19 protein-coding genes are annotated in these 17,491 nt (G+C 24.5%); 6 read left to right on the top strand and 13 right to left on the bottom strand.

What is annotated here, in order from left to right; genetic code table 11:
- The first annotated feature begins 1 nt into the window (after position 1).
- Positions 2 to 1,081 carry a TIGR04372 family glycosyltransferase gene (locus AC5SML_RS00810; RefSeq protein ID WP_494617299.1) on the top strand — a complete coding sequence of 360 codons (1,080 nt, stop codon included), beginning with the start codon at positions 2 to 4 and terminating at the stop codon, positions 1,079 to 1,081.
- Between the two features lie 73 nt (positions 1,082 to 1,154).
- Here AC5SML_RS00810 and AC5SML_RS00805 read toward each other — a convergent pair whose 3' ends face one another.
- From AC5SML_RS00805 to AC5SML_RS00775, 7 genes are read right to left on the bottom strand one after another with little or no spacing between them, the layout of a single operon-like run.
- Positions 1,155 to 2,177, bottom strand: a complete 1,023-nt coding sequence (locus AC5SML_RS00805; RefSeq protein WP_494617298.1) for a hypothetical protein — start codon at positions 2,175 to 2,177, stop codon at positions 1,155 to 1,157.
- A 4-nt stretch (positions 2,178 to 2,181) separates the two neighbouring features.
- Positions 2,182 to 3,168: a GDP-mannose 4,6-dehydratase gene (locus tag AC5SML_RS00800; protein ID WP_494617297.1), complete on the bottom strand. Its 987-nt coding sequence runs from the start codon at positions 3,166 to 3,168 to the stop codon at positions 2,182 to 2,184.
- Entirely contained in the window at positions 3,168 to 4,265 is a 1,098-nt protein-coding gene (locus AC5SML_RS00795; protein ID WP_494617295.1) for a DegT/DnrJ/EryC1/StrS family aminotransferase, read from the bottom strand. The genes AC5SML_RS00800 and AC5SML_RS00795 overlap by 1 nt, the downstream gene beginning before the upstream one ends.
- Positions 4,266 to 5,375, bottom strand: coding sequence for a DegT/DnrJ/EryC1/StrS family aminotransferase (locus AC5SML_RS00790; RefSeq protein ID WP_494617293.1), 1,110 nt, complete (start codon positions 5,373 to 5,375; stop codon positions 4,266 to 4,268).
- A gap of 2 nt (positions 5,376 to 5,377) precedes the next feature.
- Entirely contained in the window at positions 5,378 to 6,457 is a 1,080-nt protein-coding gene (locus tag AC5SML_RS00785) for an alpha-ketoacid dehydrogenase subunit beta (RefSeq protein WP_494617292.1), read from the bottom strand.
- Positions 6,447 to 7,412, bottom strand: coding sequence for a thiamine pyrophosphate-dependent dehydrogenase E1 component subunit alpha (locus AC5SML_RS00780; RefSeq protein WP_494617291.1), 966 nt, complete (start codon positions 7,410 to 7,412; stop codon positions 6,447 to 6,449). Before AC5SML_RS00780 ends, AC5SML_RS00785 begins: the two co-directional genes overlap by 11 nt.
- On the bottom strand, positions 7,399 to 8,400 hold the full coding sequence (locus AC5SML_RS00775; RefSeq protein ID WP_494617290.1) for an NAD-dependent epimerase/dehydratase family protein: 1,002 nt from the start codon (positions 8,398 to 8,400) through the stop codon (positions 7,399 to 7,401). The genes AC5SML_RS00780 and AC5SML_RS00775 overlap by 14 nt, the downstream gene beginning before the upstream one ends.
- Before the next feature lie 44 nt (positions 8,401 to 8,444).
- Here AC5SML_RS00775 and AC5SML_RS00770 point away from each other — a divergent pair, with 44 nt between their 5' ends.
- From AC5SML_RS00770 to AC5SML_RS00760, 3 genes are read left to right on the top strand one after another with little or no spacing between them, the layout of a single operon-like run.
- Positions 8,445 to 9,110, top strand: coding sequence for a class I SAM-dependent methyltransferase (locus tag AC5SML_RS00770; protein WP_494617288.1), 666 nt, complete (start codon positions 8,445 to 8,447; stop codon positions 9,108 to 9,110).
- A 13-nt stretch (positions 9,111 to 9,123) separates the two neighbouring features.
- On the top strand, positions 9,124 to 10,107 hold the full coding sequence (locus AC5SML_RS00765; protein WP_494617642.1) for a GDP-mannose 4,6-dehydratase: 984 nt from the start codon (positions 9,124 to 9,126) through the stop codon (positions 10,105 to 10,107).
- A complete protein-coding gene (locus tag AC5SML_RS00760; protein WP_494617286.1) occupies positions 10,100 to 11,617 on the top strand; it encodes a PfkB family carbohydrate kinase in 1,518 nt (505 codons plus the stop codon). The genes AC5SML_RS00765 and AC5SML_RS00760 overlap by 8 nt, the downstream gene beginning before the upstream one ends.
- A 3-nt stretch (positions 11,618 to 11,620) precedes the next feature.
- Here AC5SML_RS00760 and AC5SML_RS00755 read toward each other — a convergent pair whose 3' ends face one another.
- From AC5SML_RS00755 to AC5SML_RS00735, 5 genes are read right to left on the bottom strand one after another with little or no spacing between them, the layout of a single operon-like run.
- On the bottom strand, positions 11,621 to 12,049 hold the full coding sequence (locus AC5SML_RS00755) for an NUDIX domain-containing protein (protein WP_494617285.1): 429 nt from the start codon (positions 12,047 to 12,049) through the stop codon (positions 11,621 to 11,623).
- Complete coding sequence (locus AC5SML_RS00750) at positions 12,046 to 12,624, bottom strand: phytanoyl-CoA dioxygenase family protein (protein ID WP_494617283.1); 579 nt, start codon at positions 12,622 to 12,624, stop codon at positions 12,046 to 12,048. The genes AC5SML_RS00755 and AC5SML_RS00750 overlap by 4 nt, the downstream gene beginning before the upstream one ends.
- 51 nt (positions 12,625 to 12,675) lie before the next feature.
- Positions 12,676 to 12,837: a hypothetical protein gene (locus AC5SML_RS00745; protein WP_494617282.1), complete on the bottom strand. Its 162-nt coding sequence runs from the start codon at positions 12,835 to 12,837 to the stop codon at positions 12,676 to 12,678.
- 21 nt (positions 12,838 to 12,858) lie between these two features.
- The gene (locus tag AC5SML_RS00740; protein WP_494617281.1) at positions 12,859 to 13,971 is read right to left on the bottom strand and encodes a radical SAM/SPASM domain-containing protein; all 1,113 of its coding nucleotides are present in this window, start codon (positions 13,969 to 13,971) and stop codon (positions 12,859 to 12,861) included.
- On the bottom strand, positions 13,968 to 15,083 hold the full coding sequence (locus AC5SML_RS00735; protein ID WP_494617279.1) for a hypothetical protein: 1,116 nt from the start codon (positions 15,081 to 15,083) through the stop codon (positions 13,968 to 13,970). The genes AC5SML_RS00740 and AC5SML_RS00735 overlap by 4 nt, the downstream gene beginning before the upstream one ends.
- A 43-nt stretch (positions 15,084 to 15,126) precedes the next feature.
- On the opposite strand from AC5SML_RS00735, the gene AC5SML_RS00730 reads away from it, so the two are divergent.
- Together AC5SML_RS00730 and AC5SML_RS00725 are read left to right on the top strand one after the other, a co-directional pair.
- Positions 15,127 to 15,858, top strand: coding sequence for a hypothetical protein (locus AC5SML_RS00730; RefSeq protein ID WP_494617278.1), 732 nt, complete (start codon positions 15,127 to 15,129; stop codon positions 15,856 to 15,858).
- A 55-nt stretch (positions 15,859 to 15,913) separates the two neighbouring features.
- A complete protein-coding gene (locus AC5SML_RS00725) occupies positions 15,914 to 17,185 on the top strand; it encodes a TIGR04372 family glycosyltransferase (RefSeq protein WP_494617277.1) in 1,272 nt (423 codons plus the stop codon).
- Between the two features lie 86 nt (positions 17,186 to 17,271).
- Here AC5SML_RS00725 and AC5SML_RS00720 read toward each other — a convergent pair whose 3' ends face one another.
- On the bottom strand, positions 17,272 to 17,484 hold the full coding sequence (locus AC5SML_RS00720) for an ATP-binding cassette domain-containing protein (protein WP_494617275.1): 213 nt from the start codon (positions 17,482 to 17,484) through the stop codon (positions 17,272 to 17,274).
- Positions 17,485 to 17,491 lie beyond the last annotated feature (7 nt).

Raw genomic sequence — 17,491 nt, 5'->3', positions numbered from 1 at the left:
TATGAAGTTTTTTAAAAGAATTATATTTTTAATTTTTAAACCACTTAATCCTGTTGACGTAGAAAATGGACATTCTGTTAATAAATTTTCTCTTTATAAAAGGTTTGAATTATTGCTAAAAGGTAATAAATCTCAGTTTCTCTTAATTTTTAAACACATATCAATAAATCTAATTTCTATAATTTTTATTCCTGTAGCAATAATTTTATTCTTTTTTAAATATAAATTAATTTATATCAATTTTTGGCAAATAGGAGCGCCTCCACAGCAAATTGGAACACTATATAAATATTTAAAATTATCTAATTTTAATACTAAAAGAATTATTTGTTTAAACCCAAAACTTATATCAAATACTTATGAAGCTAATAAATTTTATAAACCAAAAATAATAATAATAGAAAATTTTTTTTTATATTTATTCTTTTTACCTTTACTAAATATTAAACAAATTACTTTAATGCCATATATTGCAGACACTTCACACGAGAAAACAAAATATAATTTAATTCATGGTCTATATGAAGATATAAATAATAGAAATGAAATATTTTTATTTAAGAAAAAAGATAAAAAATTACTAAAAAGAATTAATAAAAATATTAAATTGGAAAAATATATAATTTTAAATATAAGAGATAACCAAAATTATTACTCTAAAAGAAATGCAAAAGTAATTAATTATAAAAAAACAGTCAAATTTTTGTTAAAAAAAAAATATCAAGTAATAAGGCTAATGGATGAAAAAGATTTAAAGCTTAATATTAACAATAAACACTATTTGGAAATTTCAAATTCAGAAATAAATTTATATTTACAGATATTACTATATAAGTTTGCAAAATTTTGTATAGTTACCCAAAGTGGTCCAGCAGGATATGCATCAATAATTGATACACCTTTTTTACTAACAAACAGTGTAACTAAAAAATCAAGATTGGTTTCAAAAAAGAAGGACTCAATAATTTTTAAAAGAATTAATTATAGAAAAAAAATATTTTTTGATAATACTTCAAATGAAATTTTAAATGCCACCATGAAAATAGAAAGAAGTCAAAATAAAATTATTAATTATTATTAAAAAATTAATGATAACAAATAATTTTTAAAATTTGTAAATTCCTTGATTTTATATAGTACTTTAAATTAAATATTTACAATTTTAAATATTTTTTAAATAAAAAAATAAATTTAAAAAGAGAAGAAATTAAAAATAATATTAAAGAAAATAAATCAAAAACTATCATTTTTTTTAAACTAAAAGATTTTTTTTTATTCAGTGTAACAGTGAAGGTCTTTAAGTAACTATAGGGGTTAATTCCATCTATATTTTTATAATTAAAAATAATATGTAAAACTATTCTATTTAAAAATAATAAAAATAAATTTTTATTGTATTTGTGTACTAGACTGCTTTCTAAATTTTTCTCTAAAGACAACAACAAACCATCTTTTGGACTTAAAATATAACCCTTTCTTCCTTGATAATTTAGTGATGTATCTAATGTGTAGATATTTTTAATATCCTTAACTTTTGTTGGATTCATAATTATTGGTGATAAATGTAAAGATTTATATGAAATAACATTTTGAGTTTTAAAATAGTATCTTGGTTGGTGAGATGTGTAAAATTTATTATTAAAAAAGTCTTTCTTATTATATTTCTCTATACTTTTATATTTAATTCTAATTAATTTTTTTTCGGTTAATTTTTTAATTGACGAAATTTTAAAGTCTTTTAAAAAAATCTCATTTGATGGTGTGAACACATAATCGTAATATTTTATTTTTTCTAAAATTTTATTAGATAATTTTTCTGAATGAATTTCATCAGGATAAATAAAGCAACACATGGCACCATTTTTTTTGGCATGCATTAAAACATTTTTTTGATATTTCCCTAAAAATCTCCAGACACTTAGTCTTTTTAATTTTTTAAAATCATCAATTTTTTTTTTATAATTTACTAACTTAATCTGAATATTCTTTTTTCTTAAATAATTAATATCTTTTTTATATTTTTTATTAATTACTGAAAATTCATCTGTATAAATAAATAATTTATGTGAATTGTTTTTATCTTTAAACTTTGAAGAAAAGAAACTTTTTAATGAAAATTTAAATAAAAGATTTAAGTAATCTTTGCTCCAACAAAGCGAATAATAGTTAATTTTCAAAATATTATTTTTGGTGTTGATAAAATAATTTCTTTTTTTTTAGATAGTCAAAGTTATCTTGTATCCACTTGTATGTCATCATGAGGCCTAAATCAAAATCAGTTTTTGCTTTCCACTTTAACTCTTTTTTTATTTTTTCTGAAGAAATATTATAATATCTATCTTGACCAATTCTTTCTTCACTTATTTTTACACAGTTTGAAAATTTTTTGTTGCTATACTTTGCTATTTTTTGAACAACATTTTTAATACTTATTAATTTATTTGAGGATAAATGATAAACCTCACCTATCTTTCCTTTTTTCATAACTAACATCTCACCCTCTGAAATATCATCAATATATGTATAAGTTTTTTTTGCTTTACCTCCTCCATCTAGGCTAATTTTTTTGTTTTGATTAAATAAGATAAAAGATTTAGGTATTATTCTATACAATTGTTGGCATGGGCCATAGACATTTGAGGATCTTATAAATTTGACAGGAAATCCAAAAGTTTTATATAAAGTTAATAAATAAAGATCTAATGCAGCTTTTGATGATGCATAAGGTGAGGAAGGGTTTAGATTAAAACTTTCAAAAACAAATTCTTTATTTGTTCCATATACTTCTGGTGTTGAAATTTGAATATAATTTTCAATAAAATTAAATTTTTTAATTTTTTCAAGAAAGTTTACATGTGCCATGAGATTGGTTTGATAATGATCAAGGGGAAAATAAAAACTTGATCTAACCTCACCTTGTGCTGCAAAATTAAATATATTTTTAATTTTCTCTTTTTTTATTAAATTAGCTATTTTTATATTATCAAAATTAAGATTTAATTTATAAAATTTGAAATTTTTTAGATTAGCATTATTTTTATAAGGTAAAAAAATACTTGGATATTCATTAGACCTACTAATGCCAAAAACTTCATAACCTTGGTTTAAAAATAAATTTATAAGATTTGACCCACTAAAAGAATTGCTCCCAATTACTAAAATTTTCATCAATTATAAAATTTATTAATATTCTTTGAAATATATATGATTTCTCTTTTGCTTAAATAATCGTTGATTGGTAAAGATAAAATTCTTTTAGATTGTGCCATTGTTTTAGGCAGATAAACTTTAAAATTGTTTATTCTCTTATAAGCTTTTTGCATATGAATAGGTATAGGATAATGAATAGCTGTTGATATTTTTTTTCTTTTTAAATAATCAATTAATTTCTCTCTATTTTCAACCTGAATTACAAAAGTATGGTACGTATTGAATTCATTCTTAGTTTCTACTGGTATAAATATTTTTTTTGTATTTAGCAATTTTTGATAAAGTTTAGCATTTTTTCTTCTATTGTTAATTATTTTTTTTAAGCTTCTAAATCTATTAATTAAAATTGCTGCTTTTAAAGAGTCATATCTTGATACATATCCAAATTCATCAACAAAATTTCTATCTTTAATTCCGTGATTTCTTAAACTAACAATTCTTTCATAGTATTTCTTTGAATTAGTTAAAATTAATCCTCCATCTCCTACTCCATTGAAATTTTTTAATGGATGAAGTGAGATACAACCAATATCTCCAAAAGTTCCTGAAAATTTTTCTTTATATTTTGAGCCAAAAGATTGTGCTGCGTCTTCAACTATCTTTAAATTATATTTTTTTGCAATTCTAATAATTGGAGTCATATCACAAACTCTCCCTGTTAAATGAACAGGCATAATTGCCTTTGTTTTTTTTGTAATTTTTTTTTCAATTAATTTTGGATCCATATTTTGATCATCTTTAACATCAATAAAAATTGGTTTAGCCCCCAAGTGAACTATTGCAGCTGCCGATGCTATGAATGAATTTGAGCAAGTAATTACTTCATCTCCTCTTTTTACACCAACAACATGTAATGCTAGGGTTAATGCATCTGTTCCTGAGTTTAAGAGGGCACAATATTTAGCTTTTGTGTATTTTTCAATTTTTTTCTCTAATATTCTATTGTCATCACCTAATATAAAACTACTCTTCTTTAAAACTTTTTTAACTGATTTAATTATTATATTTTTTTCTAATTCAGATTGTTTTTTTAGATTAACAAAAGGAATTTGCATCTATTTATTATAAAAATTAATAACTGTTTTCGTTACGTAAGAAAGTTGTTTTTTAGAAAGGTATTGATCAACAGGAAATGAAATTATATTCTTACATTGCCAATCTGTTACAGGAAAGTCGCCTCTTTTGTGATTTAAAAATTTTAAACCCTTTTGTAGATACAATTCTTTAGGGTAGTGAATTTTACACTCTATACCTTTTTCTAAACAATATTTAAGCAATTGATTTCTTTTTTTCGCAAAAATTACGTATAAATGAAATACGTTTCTATTATTTTTTTCTCTTTTAGGTATCTTTAATTCTTTAACTTTTTTAAATTCTTTATCATAAAATTTAGCGTTTAATATTCTTTGATTTGTTAATTTTTTAACATCTTTTATTAAACAATTACCTACTGCTGCTTGAATTGTATCAAGTCTTGAATTGTATCCAGTTATGATAAATTCATCTCTATTTATCAATCCATGATTTCTTAATAATCGTAATCTATTATATATTTTTTTGTTATTTGTAGTTATTACCCCACCATCAGACCATACGTTTAAATTTTTTAATGGATGAAGGGAAAAACAACCAGTGATGCCCCATGTTCCTGAATTTTTTTTATTGAAGCTAGATAATATCCCTTGGCAAGCGTCTTCGATTACTGGGATTTTATATTTTTTTGATAAAGACATAATTTTAGACATGTTTGGTGTGTAACCAGTGAAATGTACAGGAAGTATAGCTTTTGTCTTTTTTGTTATTTTTGCTTCGATTAAATCTGCGTCCATACAATAATTCTCGAGCACATCAACAAAAACTGGTTTTGCACCTAACTCACATATACCACCGACTGTAGCAACAAATGTATTTGCAGCTGTTATTACCTCATCTCCCTTTTTTATACCAACAGCTGCCAACGAAAGTTTGATTGCATCTGTGCCAGAATTAACTCCAACAGCATATTTTGTTCCTATTAAGTTAGCAAATTTTTTTTCAAAAATTCCTAACTCTTTACCAAGAGTAAAATCACCAGACTGGATTACTTTTTTTACTTTTTTTAAAATATGATCAATTTTTTTAAATTGCTGTGGCAAATATGAGTATCTAACTTTTGGATTTTTCATAATTAAAAGGGACCTTTAAAGTTTAAATTTGGTAAATCGTGTGGAACTTTAGACATAATATCCTCACATTCTTTATGAATTTTATATTTAGTATCTTTTTTTATTGCAAGGCATTTACACACTTCATCACAAATATCTTTAATAGTCACATAATAATCGCTATTCAAATGAGGTGAGCTAGGTGTGGGATAATTTTTACAAGCTAAACGAGAAGGAACATTTTTTAATTTTATGTTTTTCTCAAGAATATTAGCAAAAATTTCAGCACCAACGCCAAAAGTTTTCCAACCATTATCAACAAAAATAAATTTCTTTGTTTTTCTTAAAGAGGAATAAAGTTTATTCAAATTTAATGGCCTTAAAACTCTTAAATCAAGAACTTCAATATCAATTCCATATTTTTTTAATATTTTTGCAGACTTCAAACTTTCAATAAGCATAATAGAAGATGATAATATTGTTAAATCCTTACCTTTTTTTTTAACATCAATACTTTCATTAAGATTGATCTTATAAAGATTTTTTTTATAATTAGATGAGTAATAATGTAACCACCTATGTTCAATAAAAACCACAGGGTTCTTATCAAAAATACTTGCTGCCATTAACCCTTTGCAATCACTTGCTGTAGAAGGAACAACAACTTTCAATCCTGGAAAGTGCGAGAATACACTTTCTAAACTTTGAGAGTGCTGTGGTCCTTGACCCCATCCTCTTCCTATTATTAATCTAATTACAATAGGTACATTCATCGTACCACCAAACATATAATGCCATTTAGCAGCATTATTTAACAACTGGTCAAACCCAAGCAAAGAAAAATCAACTCTTGCATGCATCAAAATTGGTTTTTTACCTAACAGAGACATGCCTAACTGAATTCCTGTTACGGCATTTTCTGAGACAGGTGTCTCGATAACTCTATTGGGGCCAAACTTTTTTAAAGCCAAATTTGTAGTATTAAATATTCCTTTTACATCAGTTACACCCTCTCCAAGTATAACAACATTTTTATCTTTTTGCATAGATTGTACGAGTGCCTCACTCATAGCATCAGTAAATAAATTTTTTTTATTCTGCATACTCTAAACTGTTTAATTTTTTTGATGAAAAGGCTTTTGCTTTTTTTGTTTTAATTAATGAATAGATAAAGTCTTTTCTTATTGAATTACAGAAATCAATATAATTCTCTTGATTAAATTTTTTCTCTTTTTTTAATTTTTTAATTTCCAAATCAATTGGATCTTTTTTTAACCAATATTTTACTTCTTCCTTGGGCCTATAATTGAGACTATCATCATTATTAGGTCCACAATGTTCAAGATGTCGATATGTTTTGGAATAAAGAAAAACTGGACCTTGAGAAATAGCATGTTTCTTGGCTATCGTGGCCTTTTTTTGAATATCATTCACATCATTTTTTTTTGTTTCAATATATTTAACATCCATTGATTTTATCATTTTTTTAATATCTCTATTTCCATGTCTCTCATATCTTGAGGTATAAACCGAGTATTTATTATCCTCACAAACAAAAATAACTGGCAATTTTTTTAACGCTGCAAAGTGTAAACTTTCAAAAAAAACACCTTCCTCTGTTGCTGCATCTCCAAAATATATTACAGATACCTGTTTAGTTTTATTAAGTTTTATTCCATAGCCAATTCCTACACCTATTGGTATTGATCCACCTACAATTGGAACTGACGCAAGATGATTTACACTTTTATCATACATGTGCATGGATCCACCTATACCTTTGCAGGTACCAGTTTCCTTCCCATATAACTCTCCAATCAATGAATCAATGGACCCTCCTTTTGCAATATAATGCGCATGACATCTATGCGTGCTGACTATGTAATCTTTTTTTGTCAGTACACTACTAACTCCTACTGGTATAGCCTCTTGCCCAATAGATAAATGCACAGGGCATCTCATCTCTTGGTTTTTGTACTCCTTAGCAATTTCCTCTTCAATTATTCTTATTTTAGTTAATTCATAAAGGTTTTTTAATTTTGAATTAATTATTTTCATAAATTTTTTTCATCACCTGAACATTATAGAATAATTCACTATCAAAAGGATTTTTTACATTCTGGTTTTCAAAATTTTGGTATAAACTTATTATTGCATCTTCAACAGAATTTTTTGGTGTAAAACCAAGCTTATCCTCTATTTTTTTTGATGTAATTCTATAAGACCTGTTATCATTAGAAGGCGTTGTTTCAATAGCAAAATCTTTTTTTACAATCTTTTTTACTAAGAAACCAATATCTTTAATTTTTAAATTTTCATAACCTACATTGAATATCTCTCCATTGATTAAATCAGAGTCATATTTTAGAGCCTCAACATAAAATTCAATCATATCTAAGATATTTAAATTTGGTCTATATTGCTCCCCACCAAATATTGTTATTTTATTTTTAAAATAAGCATGTGTAGTTAAAATATTAACACTTAAATCTAATCTTAATCTTTTAGAATATCCACATACAGTAGCTGGTCTTACAACAGTTCCTGTGAAACTTTTATCTACATATTTTATTAATATTTCTTCACATAGAGCTTTATATTTAGAATAATCAGTCAAAGGTTCTAATGATAACTCTTCGGTAACCTGTTCTTCTTTTTTTACACCGTAAACACTGGAAGAAGATGCATAGATAAATCTTTTAACACCGTTATCTTTTGAAATTTTTACTAAATTTTCAAAACAGTCATAATTAATAGATTTTCCTAAATCTGGATTAAGTTCGTAGGAAGGGTCATTGGACACACAAGCTAAATGAATTACACAATCTATATTTTTTTCTACAACAGCACTTTTAAATTTTTCTGGGTCTCTTATATCTGCCTTAATTATATTAATTTTATCTAAATTTGAATCAAATAAATTTTTTGCTTCACCATACCAAAAGGTGTCATAAACAGTCACATTTTTGTTTTCTGATAATAGTCTATGTGCCAACATCGTCCCCACATATCCGGCACCACCTGTAATTAAAATATTTTTTAACATTTAATATTATTTACTTATCAGAATTTAAGGGTTAATAAAACGTTATGAAACATTTTGATACTGGTTATTTTAAAAAAAAGATTAGTAAGCGAAAGCTTATATCAAAAAAAAGAGATATTACAAATCGTATAATAGCGTGGGGATTAGATAAGGCATATTATGATGGAGAAAGAATTAATGGTTATGGTGGTTATAATTATGACGGAAGATGGAAAAAATTCCTTCCAAAAATAATAAAAAGATACAAATTAACAAAAAATTCAAAAGTGCTAGACCTAGGGTGTAAAAAAGGGTTTTTTATGAAAGATCTTCAGGATTTATTACCAGGAATAAAAGTTTATGGGGTTGAAGATCATCATTATGCAATTAAAAATGCACATCCACATGTAAAAAAGAATATTAAATATTCAGAGTATTATAAATTACCTTTTAAAAATAAAGAAATAGATTTTATTTTTGCATTTAATTCAATTTACACACATAACTTAAGACATACAGTTAGTTCTCTTAAAGAAATGCAAAGAGTAGGGAAAAAAAACTATGTTGTTGTTGCATCATATGAAAATGAAAAAGAAAAAAATGCTTTTTTAAATTGGACAGTAATTGGTACTACTATTCTAAGTAAAAAAGAATGGTTAAAACTTTTTAAATTTATTGGCTATAAAGGTGACTATTATTTTTCTACAGCAAAAACTCTAGGTTTAATTTAATTAAGTGAAAAATATCATTGTAACTGGTGGATGTGGTTTTATTGGCAGTCATTTGTCAGAACTTTTGGTAAAAAAAGGATTTAAAGTTTTTGTAATAGATAACCTATTTTCTGGAAAAAAATCAAATCTAGTTAAATCTAAAAACATAATTCTCATTCAAGAAAGTATTTTAAATAAAAAAAAAATTTTAACCAAATTAAAGAATAAAAAAATTTATGGAATTTTTCATTTAGCTGCTATGGCTGATATTGTTCCATCAATAATTGACCCTATAAAATATATGGAAACTAATGTAATGGGCACAACAAAAATATTAGAAATAGCCAGAGAGAAAAAAATTAAGAAATTTATTTATATAGCATCTTCATCATGTTACGGAATTCCAAAAAAATATCCCACAAAAGAAAACTCAGAAATAAAATGTGAATATCCATACGCCTTAAGTAAAAATTTAGGCGAACAAGTTGTTATGCATTGGAAAAAAATTTACAAAATGAATTGTAACTCAATAAGATTGTTTAATGTTTATGGTCCAAGATCAAGAACGTCAGGTGCTTATGGGGCAGTTTTTGGAGTTTTTTTAGCACAAATTTTAAAAAATTTTCCACTTACAGTGGTCGGTGATGGAAAACAATCAAGAGATTTTACCTATGTTACTGATGTAGTTGAGGGTATGTATAAAGTATTTTTAAAAGGTAAAAGTGGTGAAATATTTAATTTAGGAACAGGTAAAGCTTCATCAATTAATAAAATAATAGAGTTATTAAAATATAAAAAAAGAATAAGGCTGCCTGTAAGACCGGGAGAACCAGATAAAACACTTGGGTCAATTAAAAAAATAGAAAAGGAAATAAAATGGAAGGCAAAAGTTAGTATAAGTAAAGGAGTGGAAGAAATGAAAAAAAATATAGAATACTGGAAAGATGCTCCACTTTGGACTAAAAATAAGATTAAAACAGCAACAAAAGACTGGTTTAAATATCTAAAAGATGAATAAAATATTTCTAAATAATGAATTAGCAGAAATAATTAAGAAGATTAAAAAAAAGAAACAGACTGTCGCGTTGTTACATGGGGTCTTCGATGTTCTTCACGTAGGCCATATAAGCTATTTTGAAGATATCAAAAAACAAGCTGACAAGTTAATTATATCACTTACAGATGATGAATTTGTGAACAAAGGTCCTGGAAGACCAATGTTTAAGATCAAGGAAAGAATAAAGATGTTGAGCAAGCTTGATCTTGTTGATTTTATAACAGTTAGTAAATCTGAAACAGCAGAAAGAATAATTAAAGTAATTAAACCAAATTATTATGCAAAGGGACAAGATTATAAAAATAAAAAAAATGATATTACAAAAAATATTTATAAAGAAATTAAAGCTATAAAATCAGTTGGTGGTAAATTCATAGTAGCTAACACACCTATGCATTCTTCAACTAAAATCATAAATAATGAAACAAATTTTTTATCTGATGAAGTTAAAGAATACCTAAAAGACATCGATAAAGATAATTTAAAAAATAAATATCTATCTTTTCTTAAAAAAAGATTGAATAAAAGAATCTTGGTTATTGGAGAGCCAATAATTGATGTTTATAATTATGTACAAATTCAAGGAAAATCTTCAAAAAATAATATTCTTTCTTCAAAACACCTTAATACTATTTCATTTGGTGGTGGAACTATTTTGGTAACAAATGTTTTAAAAGAATTTATGAATAAAATAGATTTTGTTACGTTTTATAATAATCATAATAAAAAATATACTAACAAATTTTTAATTGATAAAAAAATTAAATTAAAAAAAATTAAAGATAAAGATTGTAAATTTATAATTAAAAAAAGATTTATAGATAAATACTCAAATAATAGATTATATCAAATAAATTATAATGATGATTACTCACTTATAGACAAAGCTGGTTCAAAAATAAATGAGTTTATAAAAAAAAATCATAAAGATTATGATTACATTGTTGTGTTTGATTTTGGACATAATCTAATAAATGATGATGTGGTTAAAACTTTAGGAAAATTAAATAAAAAAACCTTTATTAATTGCCAGAGCAATTCATCAAATTTTGGATTTAATTTAGTTAATAAATATTCTAAGGCTAATACAATCTCAATGGATGAACAAGAATTTAGGTTGTCGGTTCAAGATAAAAACACCTCAATAAAAAAACTAATAAATATAAATAAAGATTTTATTAAAAAATTTGAAAACTTTATTATCACAATGGGTAAGTTTGGCTGTTATCATATTACAAAAAAATTGATAACTTTTAGCCCTACTGTTTACTCTACATTTAAAGATACTACAGGTAGTGGTGATGTTTTCTTTTCAATTTATATTGCTCTAAAGATTTCAAAAAAATTTACTGATAAAGAAATATGTTTAATATGTCATATTGCTGCTGGTCTTCATGCAAATAATATTGGTAATGATAAAGTATTTGATTTAAGAACTCTTTTTAAATCTTTAGATCTGATTCTTAAATAAAGTTTATTTTGGTCTAAATTCTTTTTTTTTAATTAAAAGTTGATGATAATATATAGCTGTAATATCCCAGGGGATCATATTGCTAAGTTTTATTTGATCAATAGAGAAAAATTTAAATCCTGCTCCTTCACTGATGATTAATTTTTTTTCAAAGTTTTTCTTTAAGTTTAGAATATAGTAATATCTGTCTCTTTTTTCTTTTAATTTTTTTGTTTGAAAATTCAAATTTATTAGCAATTCTGATTTTGTAATTGAAACATTTAATTCTTCTAAAATCTCCCTTTTAATAGCTTGATTTGGTGTCTCACCTTTGTCTACTAATCCTCCAAAGAAGCCATGAAAACCAGGAAACCAAATGCTTGGTTTTTTGTCTCTTACTTGAAACAAATATTTATTCTTTATATAAACAATGCCAGCTACAGACTTGATCATAGAAGTGGAAAAGGAGCTCCTTCAAATTTATCTCCTTTTTTTAATTCTATTTGTTTTGTAAATGCTGCACCTTGACCTGGTCTTGGATCAAAAACACAATCTTCAATTACAAACCTAACGGATACACCTTTTCGAGTATAATTAGGTTTTTTATTGGGTCCTGAATAATGCCAAGTATAACCATTATGACAAACAATATCGGTATTATCCATTTCCATGCAAACCACATCATATCCAGCTTCTGATGGATCTTTAGGTATTAAGTCTCTATCTTCACCATCAAAAGGTTTTCTATCATGAAGACTAGTCGAACCTTTTATTCCTTCTTTATGTGAGCCAATTGCATAATTAAGTGCTCCTGCCTGCTCATCAACAGCTTCAAGTGGAAACCACACCGCTACTTGATTGTTAGGTTTTAAAGGAAAATATGCAACATCTTGATGCCAGTGCAATGTATTGCTTTTTTCAAAAGGTTTGTTGAAAATAATTGTCTCTAATAATTGTAGTTTTTTTACTTTACCTTTTAAAATTTTTCTTACTATTGGAACTATATTTTTATTTATGTGAGTCCACATAGCTGGAAATTCCTTAAACGTGCATATTCTTTTTTGTTCACCCAATACATGTTACCAAAAAACAATAATTGGTTCGTTTTTTGGAATGTCTGTATTAGTAAGATTGCAATCCAAATCATCATACTCTTTTATTAAATTTGTAAGTTCGTTTTTTTCCCAAACATTCTTTAAAAAAGTTACTCCATCTTTCTCTAAATCAAATTTAATATCCATATCTTTCAATATAATTGTAAATTATATAAAATCAACATGAGGAGGATCTTCTCCAGTTGGTTTTTGAATTTTCACTTCACCTTTTACATATTTATCTAGAGTTTCATTAACCTTGTGCTGAAGACATAATGATCCACACATTTTTTGAGCATTAAATTCTGGAGATGATAAATATCTCATAACTTCCCAATATCTATCTGAATTCCAAATATTTTTAAATCTTTCTTCTGCAATGTTTCCAATATGAAATTTTTTATATCTATCATTGAACAACATGCCACATGGTGCAATTAGACCAGATCCAGAAATTTGGAGCATAAATGGAGCACCATAACACCTTTGATAACTTCTTGTACCTTTGTCTCCTATTTTTGACCACTTTATTACAACTTTATATTCCTCGTCAGAATAAGACTCAGCTTTTCTCAATTTGTCATAAAGCTTTTCATAAGCTTCATAATCAATACCTAAATCACCGTCCTCATTATCAGAACAATGTTTAATTATTGCATAATCAGGTCTAAGCTCTTTTCCTAATTTAGCTAACGGTATTATTTGATCTTCATCTTTGGGCATTAAAACCATTTGCATACCTACAGTGCAATTGAGGTTATTTTTCTTTTTTATTTCCATCATATCTCTTATATTTTGGCAAACTCTATCAAAAGATTTTTCTTTGGTTCCCATAATTTCAGCATATCTTTTTCTCTCTCCAGCTGAAAAATTAATTCTCAAATATGTTAGGTATGGAAGAATTTCTGCAGATTTTTTTTTTGTTAAAACAAATCCATTTGTACCCACTGCCATTGATAAACCTAACTCATAACCATATTTACATGCTTCCGTAAACACAGGTGAAATTGTGCTTTCTCCATCAGAAACAAAACTAATTCCCTTTACTCCAATCTCAGCACAATCTTCTAAAAATTCAAAAATATTTTTTTTATTTATTACTTTTCTCTCATTTTCTTGCAACATTGCGTAACAAAAACCACATGAATAATTACAAGCTCTTGTTAAAGCCATGTCTATTGTTATTGGAGCAATTTTTTCACCATTTTCCCATGCCTTAATTCTTTCAGCATGCCATTTTATTTTTGTACCATCTAAAATTAAATCTTGAAAATCTTTCATTTTTTCCTCATTTTGTTTTCATCTTCTCTATTAACATAATACACTTCAAATTTCATATCTAAACCTTTATTTAAAAAATTTTCAATTTCAAAAAAAAGATAGTTATCTTTATTGTCTATAAATAGCTCTTTTGTTTTTAAAAAAACTCTATTTTCACCAGCTAAATGAGATAATTCAAATTTTTTATTTATACTTGATGCATTAATTTCATTAAACTTTTTAATAATTTCAATTATTTTCAAGGATTTTTCCTCTTTATCAATATTTTTCCAAAAATCAGGAGTTGAAGTATTATAAAAATTAGGACCAAGTTTAATATTATTTTTATTAGTATAGTCAAAATAAACTTTATTAATTATTTCTTGAAAATAACCAAATATTGTTCCGCCTTTATGCTTTAATATAATCCCAACGTGACTTTCAATTTTTCTTGTTCTAATTTTATACTCAAATTTGGTCATTAAATGATCTTTAATTTCTTGGATTGGCAGACCCACCATTTGATTAAGTAAAATTATTCCAAATAATTTATAAGTTGCATTAACGTTTTTATTTAAAAAATAACAATCCAAAATAATATGATTCATTGGATTAATTAAAATTTCTAATTCACATATATCATCAGAATATGATATTGTTGATACAGATGATGGATTTATTTTTTTTTCAAAATTTCTAGAAAAACTAATTTTCTTCAAATTTAAAAGATATTCATCTTTTATAAGTTGATTATCTTTTTTGTCAGCATTTTTATATTCAGTTTTTTTTTTTGGATATATCTTTTTTTTTAAATTAGGGACAATTTTTATTTCATTTAACTCTGAAGTTCTTTGAAAAATTACTGAATTTGAAATCTCATCAATAGCAAAATTTCCTTCGTTAATAAGATTATCTTTAATTTTATTAAAATTTATTAATTTAAATTGATTTTCATCAAATTTTATCTGGATTTTACTTTCTTCACTTGCGTCAAATAAATTTAGTAAACTTAAGGTTATATCTTCATGGGGAACCCAAACAGATAAATTATCATCAACTTTGAAATCTCTAAGTTTATCTAGTAGATTATTATTATATAGGTTGATTATTTCTTTATAAATATATATTTTCATTTTTATTGAAATTTATAGAACAATAGATCATATAACATTCCTAATGAAAAAATCCAAACAAAGAAATTTATTTACAATTAAGATAAACAAGAATATTGATAAATATATTGGTGACATAAACTCGATAATTGATAGTCATATTCCAAAAACCAAAAAAATTAAAAATAAAGATTTACCAAAATATGTTTATAAATGTCAAAAAGAAATTAATCTTAAAAAAAAGAAATTAATAATCTTTAAGTTGATAAAAAAAGAGTTAATTAAAGAATTTAAGTCTTCAAAATTTGTAGTAAGTGATTTTATTTTAAGATATGTGCAAAAAGATAAAGTCATGAAACCAATTATACTTCACCAAGAAAAATTTTATGGTGATGAATCATGGGATAATATTTATAATCTTTGGATACCAATCAGAAATAATTTTAAATCAAATTCTATAAATTATATTAAAAATTCTAACAAATTAATTTTAAATAGAGATTTCATTATTGAAGAAAAAAATACCAAATATAAAAAAAAATCATATTGTCACAAAATTGGGATGCTTTATAATGAAAAACATATACATTTTTTGAAAAAATTTAAATTAGAAAAATTATTTGAAAAAGATAAAATCATGATATTTGATGGCAACTTAATTCATGGTAATGGAGTAAATAATTATAATTCACCAAGAATATCTTTGGATTTAAGATTTATGCTGAAGAAGCACCTTAAACATAATAAAATTTCTAGTTCAACCGGCAAGAAATATTTTTCTTACATTAATTTGTAAAATTAATATTATAATTATTATTAAAATTAATTAAATATTAAATTAATAAATTGTTTTGAATAAATTTTTAAAGTTACTTTTTTTTAATCATAATACAATATTTATTCATAAAAGAAAATTTTCTTACAGAAAAAAAAAATTGTTAGATACCTTAAAGTTATTTATAAAAAGTAAAAACAAATATCAATTTTTTTTTAATTTAAGAGAATTATTTTTTGAAATTATTTCTTATGCCTATATTCCGCCTGCTGTAATTTTATACTTCTTAAATTATAAGTTCATATGTACTTATCCTTATTCAATAGGAACTTACTCTGAAGAACTTGAGACAATCTTAATAAAAAATAAAAAAGATAAAAAAAAACTAATACTTCTTGAACCTAAAAGTTATTCTGCCAATAAATATTTCGTAGATATATTTTATCATAATTTAGTTTTTAAAATTACTTCAAATTTAATCTGTATTATTTTATTACCTTTTACATATATTAAATTTATTAGTGTTGATGCCTATTATCGAAATAATAAATTATATTTTCAAAGACAATTTTATCATTCAAATAATCAAGAAAAAGAGAAATTAAATTTTGATCATGAAATTTTATTTCATGCCAGATATGTAGCAGCCAGAAGTAATGTATTAAAATATAGAGAGCTTGAAAAACAGTATAATTATTATTTGAATAAAAATGAAATTAAAAAAATTTGTTTTTTACATATAAGATTTGAAACAAATTATGTTTTAAGAAATAGTAATTTTGATAAATACTTACCTTCAATTAAGTATTTAATTAAAAATGGCTATAAAGTCATTTTTTTTAGTAAATTTAATCCAAAACTAAATTTAAATGGATTCCAATATTTTGATTTAAATATTGAAGAGAATAAAAATAAACAAATCTACTATTTAATAAATTCAGAACTTTACTTTGGGCAAATTAGTGGCCCTTTTTCTATTGCAAACTTTTTAGATAAAAAATTAATAATCACAGATTTGATCGTATTTAATCATCTATTAATATCAAAAAATTTTACCGTAATAACTAAAAAATATATTAAGAATGGAATACAAATGAAGCTAAATGAAATTTTTAATAATAATTATCAATGTATTTGGGATCAAGCTACTCTTAAAAATTTGAATGTTCAAATTTTAGACAATAATGATCAAGAAATATTAGAAGCAACAAAAGAAATAATAGAAAAAAAAAATTCTAACCAATTTGAAGTTAAAGAATATTTTGAAAAAAATAAAATTAAATTTAAATTTATGAATTATTCTATTTTGAGAGGTACTTCAAAATTTTTTTTAGAAAAAATAATTTAATTAGATGATAATGTTATTGAATGAAAAGCTTTTTAAAAAAATATCTTTTATTTGGTCGATGAGAAACAGCTATACTAGTTAATTTTTTATAAATTTTTATCTAAAGTTATATTTTCCATCAAACTATCTTCAAACAAATAACTAGATTGAGGAGCATATCCAGTGTTTTTGAGTATTTTAACTTGGTTGCTATTTAAATTTAAATTATCAAATTTTATGTAATCTTGATTTGGCTTTAAAATGCCAAACAATAAATTAAAAAAAATTGTTTTCCCTGAAGCAGATTTTCCTAATAGCAATTATTAA

The sequence above is a fragment of the Candidatus Pelagibacter sp. PS_17 genome (assembly GCF_059417945.1).
The sequence above is the reverse complement of the archived record's forward strand: the minus strand, read 5'-3'. Positions and strand labels throughout refer to the sequence as shown.